The sequence below is a fragment of the Pseudomonas sp. efr-133-TYG-23 genome (assembly GCF_030209215.1).
Taxonomy (GTDB): domain Bacteria; phylum Pseudomonadota; class Gammaproteobacteria; order Pseudomonadales; family Pseudomonadaceae; genus Aquipseudomonas; species Aquipseudomonas rhodesiae.
In genome coordinates this window covers 1-14,640 of the sequence record NZ_JARVSL010000036.1, presented here as the reverse complement: position 1 = coordinate 14,640, position 14,640 = coordinate 1, and the positions used below count along the sequence as shown (strand labels likewise).

General features: G+C 62.6%; 16 protein-coding genes. 9 read left to right on the top strand and 7 right to left on the bottom strand.

What is annotated here, in order from left to right:
• Position 1 precedes the first annotated feature (1 nt).
• Positions 2-430 carry a hypothetical protein gene (locus QRN41_RS22635; protein ID WP_285422147.1) on the bottom strand — a complete coding sequence of 143 codons (429 nt, stop codon included), beginning with the start codon at positions 428-430 and terminating at the stop codon, positions 2-4.
• Between the two features lie 173 nt (positions 431-603).
• Between QRN41_RS22635 and QRN41_RS22630 the strand changes: the two genes are divergently transcribed.
• Complete coding sequence (locus QRN41_RS22630) at positions 604-1,551, top strand: helix-turn-helix transcriptional regulator (protein ID WP_040268908.1); 948 nt, start codon at positions 604-606, stop codon at positions 1,549-1,551.
• A 75-nt stretch (positions 1,552-1,626) separates the two neighbouring features.
• Positions 1,627-2,082 (top strand): VOC family protein, encoded by a 456-nt coding sequence (locus tag QRN41_RS22625; protein WP_167418258.1) that lies wholly within the window; start codon positions 1,627-1,629, stop codon positions 2,080-2,082.
• A 3-nt stretch (positions 2,083-2,085) separates the two neighbouring features.
• On the opposite strand, the gene QRN41_RS22620 is transcribed toward QRN41_RS22625, so the two are convergent.
• The gene (locus QRN41_RS22620; protein WP_167418259.1) at positions 2,086-2,865 is read right to left on the bottom strand and encodes an SDR family NAD(P)-dependent oxidoreductase; all 780 of its coding nucleotides are present in this window, start codon (positions 2,863-2,865) and stop codon (positions 2,086-2,088) included.
• Between the two features lie 54 nt (positions 2,866-2,919).
• Positions 2,920-3,285 (bottom strand): hypothetical protein, encoded by a 366-nt coding sequence (locus QRN41_RS22615; RefSeq protein WP_167418260.1) that lies wholly within the window; start codon positions 3,283-3,285, stop codon positions 2,920-2,922.
• A 466-nt stretch (positions 3,286-3,751) separates the two neighbouring features.
• Here QRN41_RS22615 and QRN41_RS22610 point away from each other — a divergent pair, with 466 nt between their 5' ends.
• From QRN41_RS22610 to QRN41_RS22600, 3 genes are all read left to right on the top strand, one after another.
• Positions 3,752-4,978, top strand: coding sequence for an MFS transporter (locus QRN41_RS22610; RefSeq protein ID WP_034099249.1), 1,227 nt, complete (start codon positions 3,752-3,754; stop codon positions 4,976-4,978).
• 162 nt (positions 4,979-5,140) lie between these two features.
• On the top strand, positions 5,141-5,572 hold the full coding sequence (locus QRN41_RS22605; protein ID WP_034136832.1) for a YeeE/YedE family protein: 432 nt from the start codon (positions 5,141-5,143) through the stop codon (positions 5,570-5,572).
• A gap of 2 nt (positions 5,573-5,574) precedes the next feature.
• A complete protein-coding gene (locus QRN41_RS22600; protein ID WP_123478960.1) occupies positions 5,575-5,994 on the top strand; it encodes a YeeE/YedE family protein in 420 nt (139 codons plus the stop codon).
• A 15-nt stretch (positions 5,995-6,009) separates the two neighbouring features.
• Here the strand turns inward: QRN41_RS22600 and QRN41_RS22595 are convergent, their stop codons facing one another.
• Positions 6,010-7,470 (bottom strand): MFS transporter, encoded by a 1,461-nt coding sequence (locus tag QRN41_RS22595; protein ID WP_034136831.1) that lies wholly within the window; start codon positions 7,468-7,470, stop codon positions 6,010-6,012.
• A 125-nt stretch (positions 7,471-7,595) separates the two neighbouring features.
• Between QRN41_RS22595 and QRN41_RS22590 the strand changes: the two genes are divergently transcribed.
• Both QRN41_RS22590 and QRN41_RS22585 read left to right on the top strand, forming a co-directional pair.
• Complete coding sequence (locus tag QRN41_RS22590; RefSeq protein ID WP_285422146.1) at positions 7,596-9,359, top strand: S8/S53 family peptidase; 1,764 nt, start codon at positions 7,596-7,598, stop codon at positions 9,357-9,359.
• A gap of 76 nt (positions 9,360-9,435) precedes the next feature.
• The gene (locus tag QRN41_RS22585; RefSeq protein ID WP_123478957.1) at positions 9,436-9,816 is read left to right on the top strand and encodes a cupin domain-containing protein; all 381 of its coding nucleotides are present in this window, start codon (positions 9,436-9,438) and stop codon (positions 9,814-9,816) included.
• 36 nt (positions 9,817-9,852) lie between these two features.
• Here QRN41_RS22585 and QRN41_RS22580 read toward each other — a convergent pair whose 3' ends face one another.
• Both QRN41_RS22580 and QRN41_RS22575 read right to left on the bottom strand, forming a co-directional pair.
• Complete coding sequence (locus tag QRN41_RS22580) at positions 9,853-10,479, bottom strand: glutathione S-transferase family protein (RefSeq protein WP_103387690.1); 627 nt, start codon at positions 10,477-10,479, stop codon at positions 9,853-9,855.
• A gap of 66 nt (positions 10,480-10,545) precedes the next feature.
• The gene (locus QRN41_RS22575) at positions 10,546-11,178 is read right to left on the bottom strand and encodes a TetR/AcrR family transcriptional regulator (protein ID WP_123478956.1); all 633 of its coding nucleotides are present in this window, start codon (positions 11,176-11,178) and stop codon (positions 10,546-10,548) included.
• A gap of 136 nt (positions 11,179-11,314) precedes the next feature.
• Here QRN41_RS22575 and QRN41_RS22570 point away from each other — a divergent pair, with 136 nt between their 5' ends.
• The gene (locus QRN41_RS22570; protein ID WP_034136826.1) at positions 11,315-11,755 is read left to right on the top strand and encodes a hotdog fold domain-containing protein; all 441 of its coding nucleotides are present in this window, start codon (positions 11,315-11,317) and stop codon (positions 11,753-11,755) included.
• A gap of 41 nt (positions 11,756-11,796) precedes the next feature.
• Here the strand turns inward: QRN41_RS22570 and QRN41_RS22565 are convergent, their stop codons facing one another.
• Positions 11,797-13,536, bottom strand: coding sequence for an OPT family oligopeptide transporter (locus QRN41_RS22565; RefSeq protein WP_167418263.1), 1,740 nt, complete (start codon positions 13,534-13,536; stop codon positions 11,797-11,799).
• 566 nt (positions 13,537-14,102) lie between these two features.
• Here QRN41_RS22565 and QRN41_RS22560 point away from each other — a divergent pair.
• On the top strand, positions 14,103-14,561 hold the full coding sequence (locus tag QRN41_RS22560) for an REP-associated tyrosine transposase (RefSeq protein ID WP_167418695.1): 459 nt from the start codon (positions 14,103-14,105) through the stop codon (positions 14,559-14,561).
• Positions 14,562-14,640 lie beyond the last annotated feature (79 nt).

The window sequence follows — 14,640 nt, the reverse complement described above, 5'->3', positions numbered from 1 at the left end:
CTCAGTTGGCCTGCAAATAATCGGTCAAAAAGGCCTGTGCATTGCCTTGGCTGGACAGGAACTCGTCATAGCCGACGTTCAGCGTCTGCGACTCGCCGGGCAAGTACAGTTCGCCCCAACCTTGTTGCAGCACCAGCACCACGAACTTCTGACCGTCCACGGTGGTGGAATAGCGGGTGTCCTTGCTGGTCTTTTCCACGGCCATCTTCTGGATCTTCATGCTCCAGTCATGGTCCACGCTCTCTAGCTGCACCAGCGCCTGATTGTCACTGCGCGCACCGATACGCAGGGTCCAGACTTTCACGCCGCCTTCACCGGCATAGGCCAGCACTTTTTCCGCGACTTCCGGGCGATTGTCAGCATGGGCGAGCCCCGCGATCACGGCCAGAACCAAGCCCATCAGCGCTGCCCACTTGCGATACATCAACATTTGCGGCTTCCTCGACAGTTCAAAGCCGACCATTGAAATCAACGCTTGGCCGCCTGCCAAGCGGGCCGGCCGTGGCGCACAACAATAAGGCCGTGACTCACAACAACTGATCGGCCTGCCAGATGTCGATATCATGCAACGCTGCCCACCAGCTCTAACGGACGCTTTTGCCAATGGACCGCCGCAACCCCTACTTGGACACCCACTTCTGCTTCGATCACCCGGAGGCCCTGGACCAGGCGGGTGTATTCGATGACAGCGCACGGCAGGTCATGGGCAGCGCGATCGGCCATTACCGCGCGCAGACGGTGCGGCCACATGTGCAATATTTCGACTGCGATTTGCAGTTTCCCGAGCCGTTGCGCATCCACAAAGTGCTACCCGACAGCGTGTGCATCGTGCAGGTGCTGGGTGGGCAATGGCAGCATCGGGTGGACGGTCGGCTCAATCAATACACCCCCGGCGCGCCCCATGTGCTGGGCTTGAGCGAAAGCATGGAAGCCATGGACCAGATGCCTGCCGGCAGCCGTGCGCGCATGGCGGGGCTGCGCATCGGCGGCGACTATCTACGCGAACTGGCCGAAGAAGACCCGTCACTTCAACCGCTGGCCAGGCTGCTCGACGATGGCATGCACTTTTCGGAGTTGCATGGCTGTCGCGCCGTCGGGCGTTTGTTCGAGCGCCTTTATCACTCGCCCTACCAAGGGGCGTTGGAGCGGCTGAATCAGGAAAGCCTGAGCCTGGCCGTGCTGGTCGAGTTGGCGACGCATCTGGCGCCGCAGCCAGCCAAGCCCATGGCCCCGCTGCGCAGCCATTCGGACCTGGCACACGAGGCACGCTTCAAGCTCGACGCCAACCTGATGAACCCACCCGGTACGCTGGCGCTGGCACGGGAACTGGGCGTGGGCGAAACCACCCTGAGACGCGCCTTCAGCCGCGTGTACGGCCAGTCGATGCTCGATTACGTGCGCCAACAACGCCTGGAACTGGCGCGCACCCTACTGCGCCAGCGCAAATGGCACGTCGCGCAGATTGCCCACCGCCTGGGCTACGCCAACCCTGCCAACTTCAACCATGCCTATAAGGCGTATTTCGGTCATCCGCCGGGGGCTGAATCCTAGAGTGGGCACAAGGTGTTGTGGGACACGCAAATCGGCTACTGTCGTGGGCTTCCCTCTTTCGCCGGATGGCCAGCAATGGATCTGAAATTCAGTCACGTCGATATCTTGGTCGAGGACCTCGACGAGGCGTGCGCTTATTACGCCAACATTCTTAATGCGCGCATCTCCACGACCCAGGTCTGGGAACGCGGCGGCCTGCAGGTGCGCTATGCGGTAGCGCTGATGGGCCAAGAGCGTTTTATGCTGGTACAGCCGTTGGCCGGCAACCTGCGGGTGCTGTTGGACACTCACGGTGAGGGCATGATTTACCGGCATTGCTACACCACGCCGGACATCGAGGTGGCTTACACCGAACTGGTCGCCAAGGGTGTGCAGCCCGAGGACGAAAACGGCCAACCGTTGGCCCTGGAGGACCTGCAATCGCCGTCGGGTACGCGCATCATCTGGCTGCCCAAGCGTTTCGGGCACTTCTCCATCGAGATCCTTGAGGAGCAAGGGCTTGAGGCGTTTATGGTGGCGGCATTTGCCTGAACCTCAACGCGGGCCTTTGTTCTCCGACAGGCAGTTGCCGCCGTCGATCACCAGCAGTTCGCCGGTGATGTAGCTGGCCTCTGGCGACGCCAGAAACGCCACCGCTGCCGCGACCTCATCCGGCCTGCCGGCACGCCCCACGGGCACATACTGAGCGGCGGCGATTTCTTCGGCGGTGCTGGACTGCGTCGCGATCCACCCCGGCGCCACCGAATTCACGGTGATGCCAAAGGGCGCAACTTCCAGCGCCAGGCTCATGTTCATCCCTACCATGCCGGCTTTGGCCGCCGCATATGCCGCCTCGCCAGGGTTGCTGACTCGGGTGCCGGTGGTGGAGCTGACCTGTACGATGCGCCCGTAACGACGCTGCTGCATCCCCGGCAGGACCGCGCGGGTCAGCAAAAACGCCGTGGTCAGGTTGCGCGCGATTGACGCATTCCAAGCATCGAGGCTCATGCTGGCCACCTCAGCGAAAGCTTCGGCGTCGCCCTGCATCGCCATGCCCGCGTTGTTCACCAGCACATCGATTCGCCCCCAGCACGACTCAGCCCACGCCACCAATTGCGCGACCTGATCGGCTTGGGTGAGGTCCGCCGCACGCCCTTGTACCTCGTAACCCTCCTCGCTCAATTGCGCGACGCGCTCGTGGATGCGGGCACTGCTGCCGGTGATGATCAGCTTCGCCCCCGCCGCTCCCAGCCTCCGCGCAATCGCCAGGCCAATCCCCTGCTCACTGCCAGCGCCACTCACCAGCGCGACCTGACCCTTCCAGTCCTTCACCATTGCACAGCTCCTCGCGTTATCTGGACAGACTGCTCGCGCCCTCCATAGCGCCGGTCACTCCACCTCGTCCGACGGCGCGCCGTACGCCTCCCCAATCTCAACCCGGTCTGCCTTGAGCCAACCGGTGTAGTCCTCGCCATCCTTGGCAACGAAGTTCACTTGCACCCAAGTCTGGTCTTCCAGCATGGCGTAGACCGTCAGGCCGTCACCGGGGATAACGAACAGCTTCTTGTTGGCACAAGCCTCATCCGGCGCGGTATGAAAATGCGCGCGCCCGGTGCCGATAACCTTGCCCTGCACCGCAGGATGAAATTCAGGCGCCGTGCCGGAGATTGTTTCCGCCAGGGCGGAGCAGTCGACAGCGGCCTGAGACAGACCGCTGAACAAGCACAGGCATAACAGGCTGGAACGCAGAAGCATGGGGCGAATTCCGAAGGAGTTGATGGCGCAGGACAATAAAGCCAGAACCTATTGGATAATTCAGGGCCATGCCAGCGTTATCTCAGAAAACCCATCCCCCGGCGAAGTTAAATCACCGTCTGGGCTCGCCGGGCTTCTGCGCGCTCGGGATACATCAGGTCCTGAATTTATTGATACGTACGCTGAATGCCAGACATCGGCGCGTCGATTACCTCTTGTGGGGGTGCTTGAAGCAAACGGCTTCAGTGGCCTGGCAACTGCGTACGTTCCGCCTTGATGTTTGCGAAACATTTGCGCGTTATCGCTTTAGAGCGCTTCCCCGAGCAGCGCGCATTAATTGCAGTGATGATCACTATCGAACCACCGACCTGTTTAATCGCCAGACCGGCTTCCTATAATCGCCCCCACTTTCCTCCCCGCGTCCCCGTCGACTGACTTCAGTCGGCCCTCTCCCGGAACCCAACCTATGCCAAGCGCCAGCCAGGCCCCTCGTGGCCTTCCCGAACATAATCAGCAAAGCGTCAAACAACAGTGGTTGGCGATTCTGTCGGTCGCCGTGGGTGCCTTCGCCCTGGTTACCAGCGAATTTCTGCCGGTGGGGGTGCTCAATGACGTCGCCAGCGACTTAGGCATCAGCGCCGGCCACGCCGGGCTGATGGTGACGCTGCCCGGCATCATGGCCGCGCTGGCCGCGCCGTTGCTGTCGGTGAGTATCGGCGCGATGGACCGGCGTTATCTGCTGATCGGCCTGACGCTGATCATGATCATCGCCAACGCCGTCGTGGCCTATGCCAGCGACTTCAGCTTGTTGCTGTTCGGTCGTGTGTTACTGGGCATCAGCATCGGCGGCTTCTGGGCCACGGCCATCGCGCTGAGCGGACGCCTGGCGCCCAAAGGGGTCGGCGTGGCACAGGCGACTTCGATCATCATGGTCGGCGTGACCCTGGCCACCGTGCTCGGCGTGCCCGTCGGGACCTGGCTGAGCGGCCTGATGGGCTGGCGCATGACGTTTCTGGTCACCGCGTTGGTGGGCGTGCCGGTGCTGCTGGCGCAGATCTTCCTGCTGCCGCGACTCACCCCGGAGAAAGCCATTCGCATCAGTGATCTGCCTGCGTTGTTCATCAACCCACAGGCCCGGGTCGGCTTGATCGCTGTGCTGCTGATCGGCCTGGCGCACTTTGCCGCGTACACCTATGTGGCGCCGTTCTTCAAGCACAGTTCCGGCTTCGACGGGCCGACCATTGGCTCGCTGTTATTGCTGTATGGCGTGGCAGGCGTGATGGGCAATATCTTCGCCGGCTTCGCCGCCAACCGCAGCGTGCGCCACACCTTGTTGCTGGTGGCGCTGATGATCGGCACCAGCACCGCGCTATTCCCGTACTTCGCCACCGGCCTGACCGGCGCCGCCATGCTGATCGCCCTGTGGGGCTTCGCCTTCGGCGCCTTTCCGGCCTGCGCGAGTATCTGGATGTTCGTCGTCGCCCCCAAGGACGTGGAGCGCGGCATGCCGCTGTTCGTCGCCTTGTTCCAGGTGATCATCGCCCTGGGCTCGTTCTTTGGTGGACGCATCGTTGATCAGATGGGCAGCTCGGTGCTGCTCAGCATGGCTACGGGGCTGGTGGTGTTGGGCTTCGCCACGGTGCTGGTGTTGGGGCGCAGGGTCAGTAATGGGTTGGTGGCGCAGGCTTGCTGAACCTACGGCGCTGCGCTTGAGGCCGGGGGCTGATGCGCCGTCATCGCGAGGGTCCCATTTGCTGGCGACGTCTCAAGGATGCGACCGAAAGCCAGCTTTCACAGGCTCAAGCATCCAAACTATGCTAGCGGTACATCACCCTCCCCCCACTGGTCCTACCCCATGACCCTCTCCCCAGATTTCACCCCTTGGTCCTCCCTGCTCGGCGGTGCCCTTATTGGGTTATCGGCCGGGCTGTTCATTCTGTTTAACGGCCGCATCGCCGGTATCAGCGGGTTGTTGGGCAGCCTGCTGTCACGCCATGGCGAGGGCCGTGGCGAGAAAGCGCTGTTCTTGACCGGCCTGCTGGTCTCTCCATGGCTGTGGTCGCTGTTCAGTGAACTGCCGGCTTCGTCGTTTCCGGTCGGCGATTTTGGGTTGGTGGCGGCAGGGTTGATGGTAGGGATCGGCACGCGCTATGGCGCCGGTTGTACCAGCGGGCACGGGATCTGCGGGCTGTCGCGGTTGTCGCCACGGTCGATGGTGGCAGTGGGGTGTTTTATGGGCAGCGGCTTTGTCGGGGTCTATGTGATCCGCCATTGGCTGGGGGTTTGAACATGCGTCGACTAACGGCGTTAGTGGCTGGCCTGATCTTCGGCATGGGGCTGTACCTGAGCGGCATGACCAATCCCGCCAAAGTCATGGGGTTTCTGGATCTCGCAGGCGAATGGGACCCTTCGCTGGCATGGGTGATGGGCGGTGCGCTGATGGTCAGCGGCGTGCTGTTCTACTTCGCCCGACGGCGCAACGTATCGTTGCTGGGCGCGCCTATGCAGATGCCCACGCAGAGCCGCATCGACAAACGCCTGGTGCTGGGCAGCCTACTGTTCGGCATGGGCTGGGCGATTGCCGGCTTGTGCCCCGGGCCGGCGATAGCGCTGGTGCTGACGGGGCAGTGGCAGGTGCTAGTGTTCGTACTCGCCATGCTGGTGGGCATGGGAATATTCGAAGGGCTTGAATCGCGCCGGCGGCGTTGACTCGCCCGCCGCGCTTCAATCCTTGGCCTGTGACAACGGCCTGGCCACGCTTTCCAATGCTTGCCGTTCCGCCGCCACACCCCAGATCGCCTGCACCAGCGCCGCGCCGCACATCAATGCGGCGCCGATCAGATAGCCGATCAACAGGCTGCCACGCTGCTGTGTCTGGATCAGTTGCCCGAACAGGGTCGGCCCGATAATCCCGCCCAGCCCGGTACCGAAGGCATAAAACACCGCGATGGCCAACGCGCGGATTTCCAGGGGAAAGGTTTCGGCAACGGTCAGGTAGGCCGAGCTGGCCGCAGCCGAGGCGAAGAAGAAGATCACCATCCACGCTATGGCTTGCTGGGTCACATCGAACCAGCCTTGCGCAAAGGCGTAACCGCTCAGGGCCAGCAACACGCCAGACACCGCATAGGTGAGGCTGATCATCACGCGCCGGCCAATCACGTCGAATAGCCGCCCCAACAGCAGCGGCCCACAGAAATTGCCCAGGGCCAACGGCAGCACATACCAGCCAACCTGTTCGGCGGGCACTTGGTAGAAGTCAGTCAAGACCAGCGCGTAGGTGAAGAAGATCGCATTGTAGAAAAACGCCTGGGCGGTCAGCAGGGTCATGCCCACCAGCGCCCGGCGGCGAAAGCTGACGAACAGGGTGTAAAAGATTTCACCCAAGGGCGTGTGATCGCGGGGGTGTAACCGCAAAGCCGGGCTGTTGACCGCCGGCAGTGTGTGGCCCTGGTCGCGCAGGCGGGCTTCGATACCTTCGACGATGCGCCGGGCTTCGTCGTGCCGGCCGTGAATCAGCAACCAGCGCGGGCTTTCCGGCAGCCACAGGCGCATCACCAGAATGATCAGACCCAGGGCTGCACCGATGCCGAAACACAGGCGCCAGCCGAGATCGCCGCCGACCACGTTGGGGTCGAGCAACACAATGGCCCCGCCCGCACCGAGCGCCGCCCCCAGCCAGAAGGTGCCATTGATGGTGAGGTCGACCCAGCCGCGATAACGCGCCGGGGTGAACTCCTGAATGGTCGAATTGATCGCGGTGTACTCGCCGCCGATGCCCATGCCGGTGAGAAAGCGAAACAGCAAAAAGCTCTCCAAGCTGAATGAAAACGCCGTGGCCGCCGTGGCGCCGATGTACAGCCACAAGGTGATGAAGAACAGTTTGCGCCGCCCCAGACGGTCGGTAAGCCAGCCGAACAACAGCGCCCCGAGCACGGCGCCAGCGATGTACACGCCGCCGGCCAGGCCAATATCGAAATTGCTCATGCGCAGTTCGGGGCTGGCCTTCAGGGCGCCGGACACTGAGCCGGCCAAAGTCACCTCCAGGCCGTCGAGCAACCAGGTGATCCCCAGCGCGAACACCAGCAAGGTGTGAAAGCGGCCCCAGGGCAAGCGGTCGAGCCGCGCCGGCAGGTCGGTTTCAAAGACGGTGCCGGGCTTACCGGCGGGCAGGTGTAGATCGGTCATCGCGACATCCCTGGTGCAGAACCTTACGAAATAGGAGCCAAGCGGCGCCGCAGGAGTTCAAAGTCTTGGAACGCGGCACACCTTGCGGTAGTCGGAACAAAACCTCCCGGCAAAGAACCTGGCCCATGCCCTTCAAATCCTCCGCCCTCGCAACCCTCTTCACATTGGCCGCCAGCGCAGCCGCCTGTGCCCAGGAGCCCCTGCGCCTGGAAAACCTCAAGCGCTGCGGCGATCTGCTGGAAAACCGCGAGCAGGACTGGTGCCTCAGCGTCCGCGGGCTGGGCGCTGCCACGCCGCAGTTGAAACTGGCGGGTAAGGCCCTGCCCGCGCCAGCCGTTGTGCGTGACGGCAACACCCTGCGCCTGCGCCTCGACAGCAGCCACTACCAGAGCGGCCCGTTATGGCTGGAGGACGGCCCGCGCACCAGTAACGCGGCATGGCTCACTCTGCGCCACAGCCATGTGGTGGCCGCCCGACCGGATGAAGTGGCAAAGAACATGGACGGCCTGACCACCTATGTGGACCTGGTCAGCGTGCTGATCGAGGAAGACCAGAACGGCCGCCAGGAAGCCGAGCGCCTGGCCCGTAAATACGGGGCGACGGTGGTCGGTGCCATTGCGCCGCTGAATGTCTACCAGCTACGTTTGCCCGCCAAAGACCTGATGCAGCGTGACGCGCTGGTGCTGCGCCTGGGCAGCGAGACCGGGGTAGATGCGGTGGTGATCGAAGAGTCGGGCGCTGAAGAACAGGAGCAGGCCGTGCCACAGGCCACGCCGAACAAACCTGCGCCGGACTCCGACGAGTGGGCCGCCAACCGTTTTCTCGACGCGGTGGCCTACTATCAGCGGCGCATCCCTGGGCACCACACACCGATCACGCCACAACCGATTCGCATCGGCGTCATCGAACGCGGCGTGGATTTCGACACCGCGGACTTCGCCGACGACCTCGGCGCATGCACGGGCAAGCGCACCTGCGTGTTCGCTCGCGACACCTCCAAGCCCGACAGCCATGGCACTACCGTCACCGGCATCCTCGCGGCGCGCTGGGACAAGGGCGGCAACCGGGGCTTGCTGAGCGGTCTGGATAAAGCCAGCGGCGGCTTCGAGGTCATCGTTGACCGCAACTCCGACGCCGGCATCACCGCCAACATCGCCGCCTCGGTCAACCTGGTGGAGGACGGCGTGCGGGTGCTGAACTGGAGCTGGGGTATCCATCGCGTCGGCACTCAAGACGTCAACGGCAAGGAGGTCGATTCCCTGGTGCGCTCGGGCATCGCCATGAGCGGCTACGAGGAACTGCTGGAGGAATTTTTCCTGTGGCTGCGCAAGGAGCATCCCGACGTGATCGTGGTGAATTCCGCGGGGAATGGCTCGGCATTCTCCGGCACCGATGACTATCGCCTGCCCTCCTCGTTTATCACCGAGCAACTGTTGGTGGTGGGCGGGCACCAGCGCAGCGAACGCACTGACGTGGGGGTGGATGATCCAGGCTATGCGGTCACCCGCAGCTCATCGAACGTGGACATGCGCGTGGACATCACCGCCGCAGCCTGCACCCACGCCTCGACGCCGGGGGCCGACGAACAAGGCGCCGTGCATTGCGGCACCTCGTACGCGACGCCAATGGTGGCCGGCCTCGCGGCGGCGATGCTATCGATCAACCCGCAGTTGCAGCCCGAACAACTGCGCATGCTGCTGCGCCGTAGCGCCATGACTATCGGTGATCAGCATGATTTCGAACGCAGCGACGCCCAAGACCTCACCGCGCCAATCCTGCCCTCGGAGCGCAACTACCGGCTTGACGACAAAGACGTAGGACGCTCGGCCCGCCTGGACATGCAAAAGGCCTTGGACCTGGCGGTGCAGAGCCGCACGCGGGTGCGCTGACGCGCACAATCGTGCAAGCCCGCGTGGCCATCGCGTCGATAGTCTGGTCATCCTATAAATGATCAGAGACTTCGTGATGGCTCAGGCAAACCCCACCGCACAACCGATCAACCTCGCCCACAAAGCTTCGCTTATCCCTGAACAGTGGAGCCCCAGGGTCGTTGCGCAAATGAACGACTACCAGTTCAAAGTGGTGCGCATTGAAGGTGAGTTCATCTGGCATGCCCACCCGGAAACCGACGAAGCGTTCCTGGTGCTCGAAGGCACCTTGCGCATCGATCTGCCGGACGGGCCGGTGTATGTGGCGCCAGGTGAGCTGTATGTGGTGCCGCGTGGCATGCAGCACCGCACGGCTGCGGAGGGCGAAGCCCGGTTGCTGATGATCGAGCCGCGTGGCGTGTTGAACACCGGGCATGAAGGCGGCGATCGCACGGCGACGAATGATGTGTGGATCTGAACATTCTTCGCCGACAATGCCGCCTGCATCACACGGTCATTTGGCGAACGCGTACTCGCCACCCTGCTCCACCGCTTTGCGGTAGGCCGGGCGCGCTTGCAGGCGTTGCAGCCACGCCGCCAGATGCGGGTAAGCCTGTAATTTGCCTTGGGCCTGGGCGATTTCGCCGATAAAACTCATCTGGATATCCGCGCCGCTGATGGCTTCACCCACCAGGTACGGGGTGCGCGCCAGCACGTCGTTGAGGTAACCCAGGTAGTTGGCCAGTTCCGATTCGATACGCGGATGCAACGGCGCGCCGGCCTCGCCCAGGCGGCCGACATAAAGGTTAAGCATCAACGGCAACATCGCCGAGCCTTCGGCGAAATGCAGCCATTGCACGTATTCGTCATAGGTGGCGCTGGCCGGATCGGGCTGCAAGCGGCCCTGGCCGTGGCGGCGGATCAGGTAGTCGACGATGGCGCCGGACTCGATCACCACATGGGGGCCGTCCTCGATCACCGGGGACTTGCCCAGTGGGTGGACCGCCTTGAGTTCAGGCGGCGCGAGGTTGGTCTTGGGGTCGCGCTGGTAACGCTTGATCTCGTAGGGCAGGCCCAGTTCTTCCAGTAGCCACAGGATGCGCTGGGAGCGCGAGTTGTTCAGATGGTGGACAGTGATCATGCAAACTCCGCGGGCGACAGTAGGTGTGTAGCAACAGACTACGCCAACGCGGCCGAGTGCCGTTCATCAACCGTCTGAATGAGACGTGTGCATGATCGATGCCCAGGCCGCCTGCGCCAGCAGGTCGGCATAGGCCGTGGGGCTGTGCTTGACGCGCCCGGACAACCAGGCCCGCGCATAGCTTTCCGCCGCGCCGATGATCAGCGATGGCAGCAGCTCAGCAGGAATATGGCTGAACGCTTCGCGGCGACCTTCGCCGGTCATCCATTCGCTCAGTTGTCGGTTGCGTTGCTGATTGCGGCTGAGCAATTCCTCCTTGAACGGGCCGTTGGCCACGGCAAAGCGACCTTGGAACACAAAGCGCGCCCAGTCCGGTTCGGCATCCACCCATTCAACGTAACTGCGCACCAACGCCGCCACGCCCTGCTCGGCCGTGTGGGCGTTGCTCAAGTGCTGGTCGCGCAGTGCGCCCTGGTCGTCCAGCGCAGCAAAAAACAGCGCGGCGACGATGCCTTCTTTGTTGCCGAAATGGTGATAGATCGCGCCCACGCTGGTGTCACAGCGGGCGCGGATGGTTTCGATAGTGGTCGCTTCGATCCCCGCCTCGTTAAAGCAGGTCAGGGCCTGGCGCAAGATGCCGCGCTTAAGCTCACTGCGCCGGCCGGGAACGGCGCGCTCGATCAGATCGGGTGCTTGCATGAAGAGGCTCGCCAAATGTGCGGAGTCTAAAGGTACAGCGGCCGCGAGAGAAGGCACGGCTTGACATCCCTGAATTAAACGGAATATTGTTCTGTTACAGAATATTATTCTGTTAACCCATCAGGAGGATCGTTCCATGAGTCAGGCTCTCAGCATGTTCAACAGCGTCGGCCCGTCGGCATTCAGCAACCTGGCGTGTCAGATGGCGCCGTACTTCAGCACCATCACCCCAGAAATCAGCGAGCTGCGTCCCGGCCACGCGGTGGTCAACGTGCCGTTTCGTAAGGAAATCACCAACCATCTGGCCTCGGTCCACGCGATCGCGCTGTGCAACGCCGCCGAATTGGCCGGCGGCATGATGACCGACGTATCCATCCCCGCCGGCGCCAAGTGGATTCCCAAGGGCATGACTGTGGAATACCTGGCCAAGGCCAAGTCGAACATCCGCGCCGTCGCTCAAGGTGAGGGGATCGATTGGCAAACTGCTGGCGACAAGGTCGTGCCGGTGGATATTTTCGATGAGGCCGGTGTGAAGGTATTCACCGCGAACATCACCATGAACGTGAAGATCGCCTGAGGCGCATAGAACGGCTCGGTGCAGGCCGAGCCGTATCGACCTCAGCCGTTGACCATTGCCCACAGCGAAGCGCCGACCCCGGTGATGCTCTCCCCGGCGATCAACCCCGCCGCAGCGGTGATTGCAAAGCGCTCGGTGAGGCTCGCCCAACGGCAACTCACCAGCCAGGTCAGCACGGCGCCGAGGGCCATCATCAGCGAGACCGACGCCGGCAGTACGAATGCCAGGCCCAACGCAGCGGCACTGGGCAGGTAACGCGCACGGTGCGCGGGCAAGGTGCTGTCCAGAATGCCGAGCAGCACACCGATCACGCCGCCCAACCCAATCGCCCAGCGGATACTGATCGACAACGAGTCAAGCCCATGGGTCAGGGTTTGCGCCACGGCTTTCCAGGTGGCGACGGCCGGAGCAGGCCACTGCTCGGTCAACAACATGGCTTGTGGGTCGGGGATCAGCGCCAGGTAAGCGAATACGCCGACGATGCTGCCGATAAAAATCCCCAGGATTTGCGCGATCACCTGTTTATGCGGTGTGGCGCCAATCGCCTTGCCCACCTTGAAATCATTCATCAGGTCGGTGCACTGCCCGGCTGAACCGCCTGCGGTGTTAGCGCTCATCAGGTTGATCGGCACCTGGCCCGGCGCGACGATGCCAAAACTCAGCTGAGACAACTGCCCAATGGCGCCAATCGGCGGAATACCCGTGGCGCCCACCACGCGCGCGGCCACCGCGGCCAGGCAGATCGCCAACGGAATGGTCAGCAGCGCCATCCACAGGTTGATGCCGAACAACAGCGCCTGCAGGCTGACCACCAAGGCAATCGCCAGCACGAATCCAGCGGCCGGACCGGGCTTGGGCACACGCCAAGCCTGCGCCCCGGTAGAGCGGCTGGACGCATATAGCGCCCACAACCGAATGGCCAGAGACGCCAAGGTCGAACACACCATCAGGCTCACGCCCGGCCACAACAGCCATTCCACCAGCGCGGCAAACTGCGGGCCGGTGCTACCGGCGGGCACGATCACCAAGCCTTCGGCAAGCAGCCATGGCGCAAGCCCACCCCAGGCGAGCACGGCACCGAGCAACAGGGTCAGGCCGACGCGGATGCCGATGATGCCGCCAAACCCCACCAGCAACAGCGATGGGTCGGCGCTGAAGGTCAGGCGCTCCAAGTGGGCGCTCGGCGACCAGCGCGGCAGCGTCCATAGAAACGTGTCCACCCATTTGACCAGCCCGGACAGCAACGCAGCGCCCAGCAGCACTTTCAAGCGCGTCGCGGCTTCGCGGCCATGGTTGTAGATGTGCAACAGGGTTTCCAGGGTGGCCATGCCTTCGGGAAATTTCAGCGCGTCGTCATTGAGCAACGAGGGCCGCAGGTACCAGGCGATCCAGATCCCCAGAAAACTCACCGAGAACACCCAGGCGATCATCGGCAACGCGTCCAACTGGTTGCCGGTCAGCAAGGTATAGGCCGGAATCGGCGCCACCAGCCCGCCGGAGATGATCGACGCGGCGGCCGAGGCGACGGTCTGGTTGATATTGCTTTCATGCAACGTCCACGGCAGCGCCTGGGACGAACGCCGGGCCAGGCCTTGCCAGATCGCGTAGCCGACCAGCAGGGCAATGATTGACATATTGAACGACCAGCCGATCTTCAGCCCGGCGTAGACATTGGAAGGCGTGAGCAGGATACCGAGCAGCGTACCGGTGACGACCGCGCGCAGGCTCAGCTCGCGTTTGATAGGGCCGTGCTCAGGGAGCGCTAGCGGAGTGGAAGGCATGCGGAGTCCTTTCAGCAAAAAAAGAGCGACCCAACTAGTGAGCCCCCTCAGCTTCGAAGGTTCCTGAAACGACACCCGAACCTCTGTTTGTGCTGAGCGGGCTTGCTGCTATGAACAGCCTTGTTGGATTGAGAGAGCTTGATGGGGTGAGCGGGCTTTAGGCTTTCTGTGGTGAGCGGGCTTGCCCCGCGCTGGGCTGCGAAGCGGCCCCTCATACACACGCCGCGTTGATTCAGGTACACCGCGTTGCCGGTTTTGGGGCCGCTTCGCAGCCCAGCGCGGGGCAAGCCCGCTCACCACAAAAGCTCCGCTCAGCACAAAAGCTCCTGCACCACAAAATCCCCGGTCAGCACAAAAGCTCCTTCACCACAAAATCCCCGGTCAGCACAAAAAGTTCCGTTCACCACAACGAGCCTGCTCAACAGAAAGGGCATCGCTGCTTACGGCCAGCTTGCCGGGCTGTAGGCGAGCAAGTCTGGATACATCCGGTCATCAACTGACATGCGCTCGTCACTCATCTCGGGCTAGCGTTAAAGCTCTTCAGAACAGTCACATAGAGCAACGCAATGCGCTTCATCCCTCAATCCCATCGCCTGCGTCACGGTCGCTATTCGGAACATGGACGTAGCTACCTAGTGACCTTCGTTGTGAACCACCGTCGCCCTCTGTTTACTGACCTCTACCTGGGTCGGCTGCTGGTTGCCGAGCTGCGGCAGGCGCATGAACTGGGACTGGTCGATTCCATGGCCTGGGTGATCATGCCAGACCATGTGCATTGGCTATTTGAGTTGAAGCAGCGGAATTTGCCCGATGTGATAAGGCGCGTGAAGTCACGAAGCACGCTGACCATCAACCGACGCCGCCAAAGCAAGGAGCGCGTCTGGCAGCCCGGTTATCACGACAGGGCGGTGCGTGCGCAGGACGATGTGCGCAAGATGGCTCGCTACATCATTGCCAATCCGCTGCGGGCCGGCCTGGTAGAGCGGGTTGGGGATTTTTCGTTATGGGACGCCGCCTGGCTCTGAAGCTTCGACGGGTTTAGAGGCATGTCATAGGACGAGCGCCCGTGTGATGAAAAGGCTCTTTGTGGTGAGCGGGCTTGCC